We start from the raw sequence: 16,204 nt of genomic DNA, 5'->3' as shown, positions 1-16,204 counted from the left end.
ACAAGGACGATGCTAAAAGTCCGGCTTTTCTCGCAGTAGCCATCCGCCCGGATGCACGGTGTTTACCAACACGCACCAATCGCGCGCGTGTCAGGTCACGGCGCCGGCATGGCCGTTGCGGCGCACGCCTTCCCCTGCGATCGTATCCTCCCGGATGTGCGTCATCTCTGTGGCGCAGTCCAGATTCAACGCGCGCACCTGTGTGGTGATGAAGTCGATGAAGGCGCGGATGCGCTTGGGCAGCTGCCGCCGGCTCAGATAACACAGATAGTGTCCCCGGTCGTCGGGCGCGTATTGGCCCAGACAAGCCACCAGCGTGCCCTTTCTCAGCGCATCGCAAACCTGGTACGCCGGCAGCTGCGCGAGTCCCTGCCCGTCCATCACGGCCTGCAGCAGCAGATCGTCATCGTTGAGGACGATATCGCCCTGCGGCATGACGCTGTGCGGACGTCCGTCGATCCTGAATTCCCAACTCTGCAGGCGGCCGTTCGGCAATCGTCTGTTGATGCAGGTGTGCGCCTCCAACTCGTCGATCGATGTCGGCAATACATGCCGGCACGCATATTCCGGCGATGCGCAGACGAACAGTTGCATGGGAATAATCTGCTTGGCGATCACCTGGCTGTCGTCCAGACGGCCATCGCGGAACGCCACATCGACGCGATCCACGGCCAGATCAACCGCACGCTCGTCCAGCATCAGTTCAATCCCGATATCGGGATAGCGCATGCGGAACTCGGCCATCAGCGGCGCCAGTACCTTGCGGCCGAAGCCATGGGGCGAGCTGATCCGCAATTGCCCGCGCGGCGGGCCTTCACGCAGATCCCGCATTTCTTCCAGCGCCTGCACGATGCGCTCGACGCCGGGACGGCAATTCTCGAAGAACAGCTCTCCTTCGCTGGTCAACGAGGTGGAACGTGTCGTTCGCAAGAACAATCGCGCGCCGAGCTGGCCTTCGAGTTTCTGCACACTGCGACTCACTGCGGAACGGCCGACCCCCAGGCGATCCGCCGCGCGTGCGAAGCTGCCTTCCGTGGCCACGGTGATGAATGCCACCACGCCGGCATAGCTGGCGGAGAAGCTGGACGATAACGAGTCGTGGTGATCCGTCGGAATCTGGGGGATTGCGTTCATCGCGATGGCACCTTCGCTTGTCCGTGCGGCATGCGTAGCAACGCATGCTCGCGGACATATTCGACATGGCCGCGGCACGTGTCCGCCGGCTGCCCGATCAATCTGGCGATGTCGTCGTAGTTGGTCTCGAATATCTCGTGCAGCAGGAACGCCGCTCGAACGTCCGGCGCGAGCGTGTCCAGTGCCGCCATGAACTCAGACCAGATCCGTTCGGCGTTCAACGATGTGCGATTGGCGTCCTGATCGGATTCTGGAGTTGTCATGCATCAAGGTCGTTCCAGGGCCCCGGTTTGTGACACGGCCGCGCATTGGTGCGCCTCGCTCAACACCGCGCGTCCGCACGGATGCCTACCGGCCCATCGTGGCGGCGCCTAGATTGGCTCCAGACCGGACGCGAACGCGCATCGGTTTCCCCACCCAAGCCATGGAGACTTCGTCATGAGTCAACGCCTCGATTACCAGCAGCAGTCCCCGGAGCTGTTCAAGAAGTTCGTCGAGTTCAGCATGCTCACCAAGCATTCGACGATCGAGCAGCCGATCCGTGATCTGGTGAACATCCGCGCCTCGCAGATCAACGGCTGCGCGTTCTGCCTGGACATGCACATCAAGGAAGCCACCATCCACGGCGAGCGCCCGTTGCGCTTGCATCATCTCGCCTCCTGGCGCGAGTCGACACTGTTCGCGCCGCGCGAACGTGCCGCCCTGGCCTGGACCGAGGTGCTGACGCAACTGCCGTCGCAAGGCGTGCCGGACGACATCTACGAGCGCGTGCGCACGCAGTTGTCCGAGAAGGATATCTCCGACCTTACGTTCGACGTGATGGCGATCAACGCCTGGAACCGGGCCAACGTCGGTTTCCGCACCGTGCCGGGAACCGCCGACAAGGCTTTCGGCCTCGACAAGGCCAAGCTGTCCTAAGGCCAAGCCGTCCTGATGTCGGGCCACCGGGCGCCGCGCGCGCCAGCGGACTCGACGCATCCTCACGCCGTCCCGCGACGGCAGACAAGGGAGTCACTTATGCGCATCCCCCCTCTACTGAGCCTGCCGATACTGCTATGGGCAGGCACCCTCGCGGCCCATGGCCAGCCTGCCAACGACGCCCCTCCCCCCGTCGTCACGGAAGTCATGACCCAGGCGCTGCCCGAGTACCCGGGCAAGGAAGCCCTGATGCTCACCGTGGACTACCCGCCCGGCGGCGCCGATCCGATCCATCGCCACGACGCGCATGCCTTCGTCTACGTGCTCGAGGGCTCGATCGTGATGGGCGTGGCCGGCGGCAAGGAAGTCACGCTGACGCCCGGGCAGAGCTTCCACGAGGGTCCCGGGGACCTGCACACGGTCGGCCGCAACGCCAGCAAGGAAAAGCCTGCGAAGTTCCTCGTGTTCCTGCTGAAGGATGCCGGCAAGCCCGCGCTGATCCCGGTGCCGTGACCGGCGCTGGCCGTTGTTTGGCGGGCGACACGCCCGCCGGGCACCGGAGGCGTCACAATCTGGCCTCCTGGCCCGTCCTGGTTGTATGGAAGGTCCCACCCACATCTTCACCCAGCTGCAGCCACGCCTGCTCGGCGTGGCCTATCGCATGCTCGGTTCGCTGGCCGAGGCCGAGGACGTGGTCCAGGACGTCTGGCTGGGCTGGAACGACACCGACCCCGGCCAGGTGACCGACCCGGAAGCCTGGCTGGTCACCGCTACCACACGGCGCTCCATCGATCGCCTGCGCAAGGCGCGCACGGACCGCGAGCACTACGTGGGCATCTGGCTGCCGGAGCCCATCCTCACCGACGGCCCCGCCACGCCCGAGGAGATGCAGGAGGCCTCGAGCGACCTGTCCATCGCCTTCCTGACGGTGCTGGAGCGGCTCGCGCCGGAAGCGCGGGCCGCGTTCCTGCTGCGCGAGGTGTTCGATGCCGACTACATCGACATCGCCAGGACCCTGGACAAGAGCGAGGCCAGCTGCCGCCAGATCGTGCACCGCGCCAAGAGCCAGCTGCGCGAGGAACGGCCACGCTATGTCGTCTCCGCGGAAGCGCACCAGCGCCTGATGCGGCGTTTCGCCGAGGCGTGGTCCAACGCCGACTTCAAGGCCATGAAGGAGATGATGGCGGAGTCCGCCACCCTGGTCGGTGATGGCGGCGGCATCGTGACCAGCCTCCCGAAACCGATGATCGGCGGGCAGCGCATCGCCCAGCTTCTCTTTGCTTGCACCCTGCGCCGCAAGCACGAGCTGCGGATCAGGCTCGCTCCGATCAATGGTCGCCTCGGCGTGCTGCGCTACTTCGGCGAGGAGCTCGAGTCGGCGCAGGCCTATGACACCGACGGAGAGCGCATCCTGCGCATCTATGTGCAGCGCAATCCCGAGAAGCTCCGGCGCATTGCTGCCAGCAATCGTGCGTCGTTTTTCAATTGACCGCAGCTCGCTCGAAGTCCAATTCCTTATTCCCTGCAAAGGCTCGACGTCTTCACGCTGATCGACAAGTATCCAATTGTCTACTCAAGCTTCGCGCCGCATTCATCGATGTGGAGATCATCATTGTGTGGTCGCGATACGGATTCCCGGACCGAGTTCGCTTGACGAATGGGGCCATGGGAAGGGATTCTCTCGTGCGGTGGGTCGGCATCTTCGCAGTTTCATAACACGCCCCTGACTCACCATTTCAGCAAAAGGGGGGCTGATGACCGCACGATTTGGTTGGCTTGAAAAGGAACTTCGCCTGAGCTTGAGGCCGAGTGGTCTTCTGCTGGCCGTGGCTTATGCGGTCTGCTACCTGGTTCTGCGTCAGATATCGATGGACCAGTGGTATCTGCCGGCCGGCTTGCGCGTGGCGGCACTGCTGCTCTTCCCGTATCGCACCTGGCCTTACCTGCTTGTCGGGGAATACCTGGCGTTCGCCTATTTCCGTCATTCGATGGTTGATGACTTCGGGATCATCTGGGCGATCGTGGCATCCGCCGTGCTGATGCCGACCGTGGGATACATCATCTACAAGCACGAAAAGCTTCGTGCCTCAGGCCGTCAGGACTGGCTGCTTTCGGTTGTCGCGCTCGCCGCCGTTTCAGTGAGCGCCCTGAACATTGCAGCGACCTACTTCCTCATGTCTCCCAAGAACGAGCCGGTGTCTTGGGAAATATGGTTCAGATACTTCATCGGCGATTACCTCGGCATCCTGATGCTGGCGCCGCTGGCCCTGCTGTGGAAGCAGCGCAAACTGTCTTTTCCTTCCGCTCGAAAGCTGCGCCTGGATGCATTCTTCGCGCTCTTCACCATCACGTTCCTGCTCGGCCTCTATCTGGTCCAGGCGCCGGATGCGAATGGTCTGCAGGCCAACAGCATCCGGATATTGATGGTGTTGCCCGCGATCGCGCTCACCTGCCTGCATGGTTGGCGAGGCGCGGCGATCGGTGTCATCGGCGTGAACCTGGCCATCGGCGCGACGATGAACAATCCGTGGGTGCGCGGATTCCATGACGCGGAAGCATTCATCGCCCAGGAAATTCTCGCCGTCATGGGAACGGCGCTGCTGTGGTTCGGCGCGACGATCTCGCACCACTACCACAAGTTCACGCACCATCGCCTGATCGAAAAGCAGGCGATCACGATTGCCCGAACCAGCATCATCTCCAGCGAGCGCGAGATGCGCGAGCGCGCGATCCGGATGAAGATCATCGGCGAGGACATGGACATCTCCTTCCGCAAGGCGGTGCAGTGGCTGCAGGGGCGCGGCCATCACGCCGCGGCGATGGACATGCTGCGCACCAGCGTCATCCAGTCGCGCCTGTTCCGGGAACAGCTGAGCCTGGTCTACCCGTCGGAAATCGAGCACTACGGCCTCTACCTGGTGCTGGAATCCAGTGCCATCGCGGGCGTGTGGGAACAGACTGGCCGGCTCGCCACTCCACGCTTGAAAGGTGACCCCTGCCAGCTCGGCCTCGGCATGCAGCTGGCGGCTTATCGCAGTGTCAGTGACGCCGTCGCGCTATTGCTGGAGTTGGAATCCGGGACGATCCTGATCCGGGCGCGTTGCGGACAGCGAGGCGCATATCGCGGCATCGCCATCACCGTGTCCCTGCTCGATGCCTCACTCAATCTTGGGCCCGAAACATCCAAGCGCGTGGTCGAAACGCTGGCGGGGCGTGCCCTGGCTTACGGCGGCACCGTGCGCTGCCGCCGTAATCGCATCTGCCTGTTGCTGAGCGAACCTGTCGCTAAAACAGCGACAGCCACGCCGACCTACGGGGTACCGTCGGAGGCTTCGACCGCCCAGACGACGCCGTTGGTGCCAACGTAGGCAACGAATTCGAAGTCCGGGGTGTGATAGATCACCGAGCGCGCAGCATTCGCCGGCGTGACCAGGCGGCGCTGTGACGTGGACACTCGGCCAGCATCCCGGCCCATCGGCAGCGTCCAAACCGTGCCATCAATGATGCCCAGGGTGACCCGCACGTTTCCGTCGCTGTCATTCACCTGCAGATATTGAATGCCGTCCTGCTCGAACTTGTACGCACGCCAGCGAGGATCCCGACTGATGTCAGGGGTTTGCGGCTGAGGTTGCCCCATGCCGGCAGTAGTGACAGGAGGCGGCGGCACCACCAGACCATGCCCACCGGACGAGCTTCCCCCGCTGCCGTCCCCATCCCCAGCCGCCAAGGCTGGCCCAACCGTCGGTATCAGCAGACTTGCAGCGATCGCATAGATGAGTGTGTTGTGCGGTGTAGCCATATTGCCCCCAGTTCTCGTGGGTAAGGTAGCGAAAACCGAAACGACCTGCCGGAACCTTATTTCATCGTCCTGCAAGACGGCTCGTATGCGCCAGATTATGCGCTATCGGTTGCAAGCTAGCACAAGCGATAGCGTTCCCTTGTGGTCGCCGCCCCGGCAGGTTCACTTTTGTTATGCCAAGCCCATGGCATTTGAGGCATCAGCTCGGGTTTGATGTCACTTGTGGGGCTAGAGCAGCCGGCCTTGGCCCATGACCAAGCTCCTCTCTTCGGCAGACAGGCACGTCCGCAGACCCGCCCTCTCGCGGAAAACGTTTTCTGCGACCGTGCCCATGCAATTCACACATTCTTACCCTGCCGATTACGTGCCGTAGATGTGCGATTCACCGATGGCGAACGGCCGCGGTGCGAGAGTGAATCGGCAAATGGCGAGTTCGTCGGCATCGTTTCCTCGCTGAATCGCCCCCGCCGACAAGCGCTCGGTCCGGATGCTTTCCATCGCAACGATCGGATATTCGCTCGGAAGCGAGTTGGAATGGGTTTGACATCCGTCATAAGACCGACCGCCCATGAAAGCCCCGGCACCGGCTGAACCCGCAATGGAGTCAGATCATGCCAGAGAAGAAAACCCTCGATCGGGCCAAACAGGACAAACGTGAAGGCAAATCGCCGAGCACCCAGGCGGGAGAGTTCGTCCACGAGGAAATCGAACATATCCGGGAAGGAAAGCACGGCGCCAAATCGGCCAAGCAGGCGATCGCCATCGGGCTCTCGAAGGCGCGGCGCGCGGGCGTCAAGCTTCCGCCTCCGAAGAAAAGCAAGAAAGCGACTAGCAAGAAAGCGGAGAGAGAACTGAAATCGGCGAAGAAGACCACGAAGAAGGCACCATCGCGCGCACGGTCGAAGGCCGTGAAAAAAGCGCTCAAGCGTGCCGGCCGCAAGTCGGCTTCCAAACAGGCGCTTTCCCGGCAGGCGAAGTCGGCGACCAAAAAACGAAGCGCCCCGGACCGCTCGACGGCAGCGAAGAAAGCAGCCAGGACCAAAGGCCCGCAGCAACGCTCCGCAGCCGCGAAGAAAGCGGCAAGGACGCGCGCCAGGAAGAGCAGCAGTCACTGAAACCACCCATCCATTGGTGAGCGGATGTGTCGCCACTGGAACAACCCGCATACGAGGTGTCGCGATGAAAAATTCAAAGTCCCGGAGCGAACGCAACCACACGCCTCCGCGCTCGCCAACGCAACCCCACCCTAGCCGTGCGCAAGACCCGCGAACGGATCGCGATGTACAGGAGCATCAGCGCCGCAACCAGGCTGGACGCGATCAGGATCGCGATGGCGTCGTCGGCAGTGAAAACGATGACACTCGCCACCACTGAGCGGCACCTGGCTCGAATTTGATGCACCACCCATCAGGAGACGAACGGGGGCGCCGCCGCAACCATGAAACCTCTGGCTGAATACATGGATTAGACAGCCCTCAGCCCCATCCCGAAAAGGGGCAATTCATGTATTCTCTTTCCACACGATTCCTAGGAACCGGCGATTCTTTTCGTCGGTTTTTTTGTGCCCGCCCGTCCCACGATCGACCTTGCCTCCACGAACCCAAGCCTCGCGCGCTCCGCGTCCGGTATGACCTCCAGTACGACACCCCACTCCACAGCAGCACGCTCCATCCAGGACGTCGTGAACATCCTCCTGATCGGGCTCGGGCCACATGCGCAACGCACCTATGTGCGCCACACCCACGAGCTGGCACACCGTGACGGCCTCGCGGTTCGGCTCGCGGGCATCGTCGAACTGGAAAGCGAACGGGAGCGGATCGACGCACTGGTCCGCGCCAAGGAACTCGATGCCGATACTTTGTTCGTGCCGCCCTTCACTGGCGAACTTCCCGCGGATGTCGAGTCGGAACTGAATCGCATCGTCGATCGGCGCGGCATCAATGCCGTCATCATCAGCACCGAACCCCTGAGTCATCGGGCTTACGCACTCTGGGCACTATCGCGCGGCCTCAGCGTGCTACTCGACAAACCCGTCACCACGCGCGCGAACGCGGTCAGCGATGCGAGGCAGGCACAGCTGATCGCCGACGATGCGACCGAGATCCTCGCCTGCTACGAGCGCGCCGCGGCCAGAAGCCCGCTCTGCCTGATCGTCAACAGCCATCGCCGCTGGCATCCGGCCTTCGATCTCACCCTCTCCCTGATCCGCGAGATACGCGATCTCACTGGCTGCCCGGTCACCTCGGTCTCGTCGTCGCATTGCGACGGCAAATGGCGTTTCCCGACCGAGATCCTGCAAATGAACTATCACCCGTTCAATCAGGGCTACGGGAAAGTCTCGCATTCGGGATACCACATCATCGATGCCGTCTACCGTTTCTTCAAAGCCAGCTACACGCGGGAAACCGCGCCCGACAGTGCCTCTGTTTATTCCAGTTTCCTGCAACCAGCCGGATTTGTGAAACAGGTGCGCCGGCAGGAGTACGAACGCATCTTCGGTGACGAGTACGCAGGTGCGGCGCTCCATTCGGATGCCGAAGTCGTGGCCATGTCGCCGAAGATCGGTGAGATCGACGCCAAGACGCTGATCGAGTTCAACGCCGGCGGCGACATCATCGGACAGGCGCAGATCGACCTGCGCCACAACGGCTTCTCGCGCCGCCACTGGTTGTGGCCGCGCCCCGACCTCTACAAGGCCGCGGGCCGGGTGAAGCATGAGACGCACGAAGTGGTTTGCGGCCCGTACCAGACCATCGTGCTGGAATCCAGGCAGGCGAACGACAAGCACGAAACCAACGATCACACCGACATGCATGCCGGTGGAAACAACCACTTCGACGTGAAAGTGTTCCGGAACTCGGCCATCACCGGGGACAAGGCCCCGTATCGCCTGTACCGCGCAGGGGACCTGGCCGATTTCGACAACAGCAGGCTGCACATCGAACAGGTCAAGAAGGAGGCGCTGCGGGAATTCGTCTTCTTCATCAGCGGCCGGATCGATCGGTCGCAACTGAAGTCGAACATCGATGACCACGTCATCCCGGCCAGGCTGATGAGCGCGATTTATCTTTCCCACGTCAACCGGACGCATGGCGCGAATCCGGTGGCTTCTCTGGCCCTAGACCGCAGCGACTTCGTCGAACGTTCCGCGTGACCGCATCACCCTGGGGCAGCGTCCTTGGCGAACCTCATCGCACGGGAAAGTCATACGCGGTCCCCGGCGTCGGTTCCGGCACGCGACTGTAGTGCCACCATTCGTCCGGGTAGTTGCGAAATCCTTCCTGCTCCATCGCGGCACGCAACATGTGCCTGTTCTCGTGCTGCACCGGGGAGACATTCGACGAGTCCGTGTGCGCGAGTTCGCCGAAATAATCGAAATTGGTTCCCATATCCAGCGGTACGCAGTGCGCGTCAACGTCGCATTGCATCAGGGTCAGATCGACGGTCGCTCCGCGACTATGGCCAGATCGCTCCGCGATGTACTGCGGAACCAGGCGCGATTTATCCAGCATCGGATAGAACGCAGCCTTGTGAGCCTGATCACCAAGATCGCGCGCCCAGCGCATGAAATGCGCGACTGCCCGGACCGGACGATAACAGTCGTAGATCAACAGCCGTTGCCGCTTTTCGCGCAACGCCTGCTCCACCCTCTGCAAGGCTTCGGCCACGGGCCGCAACAGGTAGCATTCCGGCGCCTCGTAACCCTCGATCGGCGTGCCAACGAAGTTGTGGCTTCCGGCGTAGCGAATCTCCATCCTGAGATCAGGAACAAGCGTTCGCATGCTGACGAAGCCTGCTTCCTCTGGCGTTCGGGCGCCGTGGACTTCAGGCTTATCCTTCGTGGACACACTCGCACAACTTGCAAGTGCCACGAGCACCACGGCGGAGCTCCAGCGTTTCAATGCGCCCCTGGACACGCGCCGATCCGTTCGAACGCAAGATCCTCGAAGTCATTGCTGAAATCGCCTTCCGGATCGACCTTCGACATTTTCAATGCAATGCCGCCGCCATCGGGAGGAGACGAGAAATCCAGCCAGGCCGCGACATCTGGCCCGTCACTCTCCCACTCCACAAACCAGCGCCGGCCTGCCTGCATCACCTCGCCTCGCATTTTCTGCGATTTCCGCGCCGAGAAAACGACACTCTTTCCCACTGGACAGATATCGACTTCACCCAGCCAGGGATCGCGATAAACACCAAGATTGCCACTGGCTTCAGCGACAGAAACCGACCGCCGTTCACGCGTTTCCGGTTCCTTCCCATCCTTTTGAGAGGCACGAGTCTCCGCCTCAAGAAGATCGGCGTAATACGCCACCGTCCGCTTCTGCTCGGGCGCCGTGAAGTGCTTGACCAACACCTGATTGAGCGCGGTACGCGCATCGTCGGCATCGCCATTGATCAAAATCACGAAACCGATGTTCTTTTCGGGCAGCAGGGTCACCGCCGAATACATGCCGGACAACGTCCCGGTATGGGATACCTTCTGCGTGCCATCGACATCGGCCAGACGCCAGCCATAGCCGTAGGCAGAGTAATGACTGTCGTCCCAGTCCCGCATGCGTTGTGTGAGCGTCATGATCATCTGCGACGACCAGACCGCCTTGCGTTGCTCCGCGGACAGCCATGGCTTTCCACTAACCAGACCCGATTTGTCCGGCGTCAGCCACATCGAGATCCATTTCAGCATGTCATTCAAGCTGCAGCGGATGCCGCCGGCTGCGGCCATGGGAATGCTCGGGATGGTCTCGCCATCGACGCGCCCCGGCACGTATCGCCCTTCCTTGCGGACATGCGGTTGCGCAACATTGCCGACGACATCCCGCTTCCACTCCCCAACCTGGCATCGCGTCATGCCCAGCGGCTCGAACAGTTCCTTTCGCACCAACACTTCATAGGGCATGCCACTGGCCGCGGCCGCCACCTCTCCCGCGACGATATACAGGCTGTTGTCGTAGGCATAGCGGGAACGAAAGCTGTAAACCGGCTTCAGGAAGCGAAGACCGTGAATTACATCCGTTCGCGAGAACAGATTCGGCTCCGGCCACAGCATCAGATCGCCCGCGCCGGCACCGAGGCCGCTGTTGTGAACCAGCAGGTCACGCACCTGCATCTCGCGCGTCACCCACGGGTCGTACATGCGGAAATCCGGCAGGTACTTGATGACCGGATCATCCCATTTCAGCTTGCCGGCATCGACGAGACGCGCCAATACCGCGGCGGTCATGGCCTTCGTGTTGGAGGCGATCTTGAACACGGTGTCGGGATTGATCCGCGCCCCGCCACCGACCGCCAGTTCGCCATCCGTCATCGCGTAGACCACTTCGCCATCACGGACCGCACCAACTGCCAGCCCGGGTAACCCATAACGTTTCAGGGCCGTGTCGAAATGATCATCCAACTCCTTCGTGGAGTGCTGCGCATAACCTACGACAGGCGCCAACGCGAGCAGGAGGCAAACCGCAAATGAGGGAATTCGCATTATCCGAGTCTGTGACGGCCTGATCCCAGGCCGTCACAGATTCTCAGAAGGTCAACGAGAGCGTCAACTGCCCATAGCGTGGCGCCTGCAGGAACCGCTCCTTCTTGAAGAATTCATCACGATCCCCGATCGCGGGTTCCAGCTCCTGATATACCCAGACCGGGCGCTGCTTGTTCAACAAATTGAAAAATGCCAGCTTGGCCTTGAAATTCGCCGCGCCGAAGGAGCGCTCGTAGGAAACGCTTGCTCCAAGATCAATGATCCATGGCAGGCGGCCGGCACCTCCACGACGCGAATGCTCATAGACACGCTGCGTCGAATCTTCCGAAGTGCAGTTGGCGACGCAGATGAAATAGCTATGGTACGCAGTGGCATCGAACGGATTACCGACGCCGAATGCCGTGATCGGAGCGCCTGACTTGGCATCCAGTGTCGCACCGATCTGCCAGTGCTCATCCAGTGCATACGTCCCACGCAGCTTCAACTGGTGCCTGTGATCGTTAGCCAACGGCCCCGAACCACGATAATTGACCCAGGGATCATCGAAATTCTCGGTGCGCCCGGTGTCGCCGAAATTGGTGTCTGTATTCACCGGCCCTTCGGCATTGCCCTCGTTCCATGACAACGTATAGGAAGCATTGAATCCCCACTTTCCGTCCCATGCGCGGTCGAGCTGAAGTTCGAGCGCCTTGTATGTGCGCTTCGGCTTCACCCAGCCTCGCTGACCGAGATAATTTCCCTCGCTGTCATACATGGCCCACCCTTCCTTGGAAGTGTCCACATCGATCCAGCCATCGGCTTCGCCATCGCAATTGGTATCACCCCAAACCGTCGCCACTTCCCCAGGGTTGCCCATTACCCAGCCGACATATCCATCCGGCCCGCAAGCGCCTGTCGCGCTGATCTCCATGTCATCGATCGCGTTGTTGAGCTTGCGATAGATCCCTCGCGCCCCCCAAGACCAGGCACCATCCAGGATTTGCTGGAAGCCTAAAATGAACTCATCCTGGTACACAGGGTCAAGATCGCGATCGACTTCGGCACGCAGATCGCCTACCGTGCCGTTGCCTTGCCCATCGTAGTAGCCGAACTGTGGGCCCAAGATCGGATAAGCGTATTGGACGCCGTTCTGCTCGCGGATATCCCAACCATCGAAGCCGTAGTAGCTCCGCGCATCGAGCAGCGCGCCACCTTGCTTGATGTTGATGACGTTGGCAACCGGAAGGAAGTAGCGCCCGACGTTTCCAAACAGTTTCATGGTCCCATCACCCTTCACGTCCCATGAAACGCCGAACCGGGGCGCCCACATGTCGTCCATCTTCATATAGGGCCGCCCGCCGGCGTCCCGATTGATGAAACTCTCGTTGCGGACGCCGAGATTCAACACGACATTCTCGGTGATCGACCAGTTGTCCTCGATGTACCAAGCCTTGTTGCTGCTTTCGAATACGCCGAACAACTCGTATTGCCGGGCTCTGACATAGGCGTAATAGCCATCCGGGACGACTCCGCCGCCCGAACTGGGGATCGTACTTCCCGGCGTGGTGCTATATACGTTGAATTGAAGGCCACCGGGTCCCGGATAATATTGCCGGAGGTCGGAAATATTGCGTTCACGGTCGATGCCGAAACGGATCAGGTGATCTCCCAGCGTCAGTTCAAAGTCCGCGCGCGTCTGGGTACGCTCGTCTTCGCGATCGTAAACCGACTGGTTGGTCGTGCATCCAACGTTGATACCGGCCGGGGCCAGGCTTGACACTGACGTTATATAGTTGCAATCGGCGTCCAGCGGCGAGTTTTGCTTGTCGTCACGATGGGTACGCCCATGCATCAACTTCATCGTGAAGTTATCAGTCAGGTAGGACGACCAAGTCGCAGCCCAGTTCGTCCCTCCCGAATCCGCGGATACCGTGTTGATCTTCTCCTGCTTGTCGTCGCTATCGAAATCGTACTTGTATACATCATCAACACGACTCTCCTTGTTGGAGAACGCCATCAGGCTCAGTTGATTGCGATCACTGATCTGCCAATCCAACGTCGCGCCCCAGAAGCCATTGTCCGACTTCCCCTCCACCAGGGAGGTTCCCAGATCATTCGTGCTGGTCGGGCGAAGATCCCGCCCTTCGTAATTGACAAAGAAGAACAAGCGGTCCTTGACGATTGGACCGGACGCCCAGACATTCAGTTTGGTTGAATCGGAAGTATCCTTGCTTCGGGTAAGGTAGCGATCCTGGCCAAGGTAACTGTTCCTCTGCGAGGCCTGCCAATCTTCCGGCGTCCAGTCCAATTGTGCGCCGTAGTGGAATTCGTTGCTGCCCGACTGCGCGACGGCATTGACCACGCCGCCGGTGGTTCGCCCGAATTCGACCGAATAACCTCCTGTCTTGATCTGGAATTCCTTGTAGAACGAGAACGGGGCTTCTGAGAATCCGACGCGGTTGTAGAAGTCGGTGACATTCAGCCCGTTGACGTAGACGGCATTCTCGGCGACAGAGGAGCCGCCAAAGGAAACGCCGCCGAAACTCGCACTGCCTTTTGATACGCCCGGCGCCAGCAACGCAACCGATGTCACGTTGCGATCCACTGGCAGCCTGGCGATCTCTGCCGCTGTAACATTCGTCGCCGATTCGGTCGAGCTGACATCCACCGGCGTCAACACCCGTGAGCCGACCACCTGCACCACGGCAAGATTCGTGGTGTCGCTCCCCCCCAGGTTGATAGTTGTCGCGCTGCCCAGGCTCACCACCACCTGCCGCGACTCACCGACCGGCGCCCCATCGCGACTCGCTTGTATCTTGTAGTTGCCAGGCGGCAGCAACGACAGGCGATAGCTGCCATCGGCGGGTACGGTCACCGTGCGGGTGAAGCCGGTATCCGGATTGGTAATGGTGACCTGCGAGCCGGCTTCCGCTCGACCAACCACGGCACCCGTCGCGCTTTGCGCCATCGCCGGCTCCGCGGCTATCGCTGAAAGGAGCAGGCCCATCGCCATGCAAAGCGCGCGTCGGCGCGGACTCGATTTATTGCTATTCATGACGCTCTCCCCGTCAATGCCGTGTTAGTGGTGAATGATGCTGTTCAGCGCTTGCCCTGCACGCCATCGGTCAATGGCAGCATCTTCCATGCAAAGTCGTAATCCCATTGATCGAAATACAGATTGCCGCCGCGCCATTCGGCTTCGCCGCGCTGCAGGTCGACGGTCTCCGAACGCTCGAAGCGTTTGGGCGGAACGAAGTCGCGGCTGTAGTCGTCGTTGAACGCGATGCGGTAGGCGTCGAAGCCGCCAAGGTAGAAGTTCTCGATTTCGGGAGCACCGCCGGTGAGTTTCCCGAAGGTGACATCCATCGGCACCCAGCCGTAGGGAGCGAGGTACAGCCAGCCCCAGTCGTGCATGTTGTCGTAGCCGACATCCGAATAGATCCAGCCCGACTGCCACTTGGCGGGGATGCCGTTCATGCGCAGCAGCGTGATGAGCAGCAGTGTCTGCTGTCCGCAATCGCCGTGGCCCGCCTGCAGGGTGTAGTCGCTGATGTTGCTGATCGTGGAGTATTCGCGCGCGCCAGCCCACGGAATCCGGTCGACAGCGGCGAAGAGTTTCTGCGCGATGCGGTAAGGATTCTTTTCATCGCCCACCACCTGCGCCGAATACAGCCGCATGGCGTCGGTGAACACGACATGCGGCGGCCGTTCGGCAACGAAGGGAGCAAGTTCCGGCGTGACCTTCGCGGGGACGACCCGCTCGGGATCGATGTCGACGTACTGACCGTAAATCGTCAGTTCGTAGGTGATCGAGAAGACGGTCGGCTGCCCCTTCCGCGCCGGTTTTTCCAGATAGACGGTGCGTTGCAGCGCGGATTCCGGCGCGATCTTGTGCCGTGCCGGCTCGCTGCGCAGGAAGCGGATCTCTTCCTGCTGTCCCGGCAGCGCGCGCGGATACGGAATCCAGGCGCGCACCGTCTCGCCTGCCGGGACCGTGTCCGCGTGAACGGTCAACGACTGCATCACCTGCAAGCGCCTGGGCGCAACGTGACGACTGTGCTGCGCGAGCGCGGCATCGCGCACCTCGCTGTGATGCGGATTCGGCGATTCCATGGGGCCGTTGGCGTTGCCCAGCCGCGACAGCTGCGAGTCGCGGCGGGAAAGCGCTTCGGAACTGAGCCGAAACAGATTCGAGGGTGCACGGCTGAAATAGACGGTGCGGTCGTCGATAGTCATGCGCTCGAACAGGCCGGCGGCATTCCACTTAGTGAATTCCGCGTCCGTCAGATCGGGGATCTGCTTGCGCACGCGCTCCCGGACTTGATCCTCAGTGAGACTGAAATCGAGCAGGATGCGACGCATGCGCTCGCGCTGGAACGCGTAGGCCGCTTTTTGCTCGGCCGTCAGCCGGGAATCCTGCAACGCTGCGGCGATATCCGATTCAGCGGCCTTGAAGTGGCCGGCATCGATGGCCGCGATGACCTCGGGCAGCGGCGTCGGCGCCGTCTTGCCCATACCGGCCAGGGCGGGCACGACCAGGGCCAGTAAGAAGATGGTCGCCAACCGGCGCCCGCGCGCCCGCGGCACGCCGGGCGTTGGAGTCCGATTGGCCGAGGTGTGGTTCACGCCATGCCGCGCCTGGTCGCCCCGTGACGGTCGACCTGACGGCCGACGCTCAAATTCCCCTGTCACATCTGTTTAACATGGCGCCTTGCTAGGGTCAATAATTTATTCCAAAAACTTGCAAGTTAAGAAATATGTATTCCATGATGCGCGCCAACGCCTTGAAGCGCTTGGCGGGGAGAGGGCCATCGTGGGGGCCAAACGGGGATCTGGTGGCACGGCTCGTGGTGCACAGACCATTCGTCCGTTCACAATGAACGCGCCAACATGAC

General features: G+C 61.3%; 14 protein-coding genes. 7 read left to right on the top strand and 7 right to left on the bottom strand.

The window, feature by feature from the left end; genetic code table 11:
• Nucleotides 1-90: 90 nt before the first annotated feature.
• Together AC1RNP_RS14180 and AC1RNP_RS14175 are read right to left on the bottom strand one after the other, a co-directional pair.
• Nucleotides 91-1,134: a LysR family transcriptional regulator gene (locus tag AC1RNP_RS14180; RefSeq protein WP_493051920.1), complete on the bottom strand. Its 1,044-nt coding sequence runs from the start codon at nucleotides 1,132-1,134 to the stop codon at nucleotides 91-93.
• Nucleotides 1,131-1,397, bottom strand: a complete 267-nt coding sequence (locus tag AC1RNP_RS14175; RefSeq protein WP_493051919.1) for a sigma factor-like helix-turn-helix DNA-binding protein — start codon at nucleotides 1,395-1,397, stop codon at nucleotides 1,131-1,133. The genes AC1RNP_RS14180 and AC1RNP_RS14175 overlap by 4 nt, the downstream gene beginning before the upstream one ends.
• A 175-nt stretch (nucleotides 1,398-1,572) precedes the next feature.
• Here AC1RNP_RS14175 and AC1RNP_RS14170 point away from each other — a divergent pair, with 175 nt between their 5' ends.
• The 4 genes from AC1RNP_RS14170 (at nucleotide 1,573) to AC1RNP_RS14155 (ending at nucleotide 5,420) form a co-directional block, all read left to right on the top strand.
• A complete protein-coding gene (locus tag AC1RNP_RS14170) occupies nucleotides 1,573-2,052 on the top strand; it encodes a carboxymuconolactone decarboxylase family protein (RefSeq protein WP_493051918.1) in 480 nt (159 codons plus the stop codon).
• A 99-nt stretch (nucleotides 2,053-2,151) separates the two neighbouring features.
• Nucleotides 2,152-2,565, top strand: a complete 414-nt coding sequence (locus AC1RNP_RS14165; RefSeq protein ID WP_493051917.1) for a cupin domain-containing protein — start codon at nucleotides 2,152-2,154, stop codon at nucleotides 2,563-2,565.
• A gap of 85 nt (nucleotides 2,566-2,650) precedes the next feature.
• On the top strand, nucleotides 2,651-3,541 hold the full coding sequence (locus AC1RNP_RS14160) for an RNA polymerase sigma-70 factor (protein ID WP_493051916.1): 891 nt from the start codon (nucleotides 2,651-2,653) through the stop codon (nucleotides 3,539-3,541).
• Between the two features lie 265 nt (nucleotides 3,542-3,806).
• Nucleotides 3,807-5,420, top strand: coding sequence for an MASE1 domain-containing protein (locus AC1RNP_RS14155; protein ID WP_493051915.1), 1,614 nt, complete (start codon nucleotides 3,807-3,809; stop codon nucleotides 5,418-5,420).
• On the opposite strand, the gene AC1RNP_RS14150 is transcribed toward AC1RNP_RS14155, so the two are convergent.
• Nucleotides 5,363-5,851 carry a hypothetical protein gene (locus AC1RNP_RS14150; protein WP_493051914.1) on the bottom strand — a complete coding sequence of 163 codons (489 nt, stop codon included), beginning with the start codon at nucleotides 5,849-5,851 and terminating at the stop codon, nucleotides 5,363-5,365. The genes AC1RNP_RS14155 and AC1RNP_RS14150 overlap by 58 nt on opposite strands.
• Nucleotides 5,852-6,462: 611 nt before the next feature.
• Between AC1RNP_RS14150 and AC1RNP_RS14145 the strand changes: the two genes are divergently transcribed.
• The 3 genes from AC1RNP_RS14145 (at nucleotide 6,463) to AC1RNP_RS14135 (ending at nucleotide 9,005) form a co-directional block, all read left to right on the top strand.
• Nucleotides 6,463-6,966, top strand: coding sequence for a DUF6496 domain-containing protein (locus AC1RNP_RS14145; protein ID WP_493051913.1), 504 nt, complete (start codon nucleotides 6,463-6,465; stop codon nucleotides 6,964-6,966).
• A gap of 137 nt (nucleotides 6,967-7,103) precedes the next feature.
• Entirely contained in the window at nucleotides 7,104-7,247 is a 144-nt protein-coding gene (locus tag AC1RNP_RS14140) for a hypothetical protein (RefSeq protein WP_493051912.1), read from the top strand.
• A gap of 285 nt (nucleotides 7,248-7,532) precedes the next feature.
• Nucleotides 7,533-9,005: a Gfo/Idh/MocA family oxidoreductase gene (locus AC1RNP_RS14135; RefSeq protein ID WP_493051911.1), complete on the top strand. Its 1,473-nt coding sequence runs from the start codon at nucleotides 7,533-7,535 to the stop codon at nucleotides 9,003-9,005.
• Between the two features lie 34 nt (nucleotides 9,006-9,039).
• Here AC1RNP_RS14135 and AC1RNP_RS14130 read toward each other — a convergent pair whose 3' ends face one another.
• The 4 genes from AC1RNP_RS14130 to AC1RNP_RS14115 are packed head-to-tail and all read right to left on the bottom strand — an operon-like array spanning nucleotide 9,040 to nucleotide 15,824.
• A complete protein-coding gene (locus tag AC1RNP_RS14130; RefSeq protein ID WP_493051910.1) occupies nucleotides 9,040-9,699 on the bottom strand; it encodes a M15 family metallopeptidase in 660 nt (219 codons plus the stop codon).
• Between the two features lie 50 nt (nucleotides 9,700-9,749).
• Nucleotides 9,750-11,330: a serine hydrolase domain-containing protein gene (locus AC1RNP_RS14125; RefSeq protein WP_493051909.1), complete on the bottom strand. Its 1,581-nt coding sequence runs from the start codon at nucleotides 11,328-11,330 to the stop codon at nucleotides 9,750-9,752.
• A gap of 43 nt (nucleotides 11,331-11,373) precedes the next feature.
• Nucleotides 11,374-14,364, bottom strand: coding sequence for a TonB-dependent receptor (locus tag AC1RNP_RS14120; RefSeq protein WP_493051908.1), 2,991 nt, complete (start codon nucleotides 14,362-14,364; stop codon nucleotides 11,374-11,376).
• A 44-nt stretch (nucleotides 14,365-14,408) separates the two neighbouring features.
• On the bottom strand, nucleotides 14,409-15,824 hold the full coding sequence (locus tag AC1RNP_RS14115; RefSeq protein ID WP_493052014.1) for a transglutaminase-like domain-containing protein: 1,416 nt from the start codon (nucleotides 15,822-15,824) through the stop codon (nucleotides 14,409-14,411).
• Between the last annotated feature and the right edge of the window lie 380 nt (nucleotides 15,825-16,204).

Source organism: Luteimonas sp. GW821-FHT14E02 (assembly GCF_058803905.1).
This window is presented reverse-complemented; position numbering and strand designations above follow the sequence as displayed.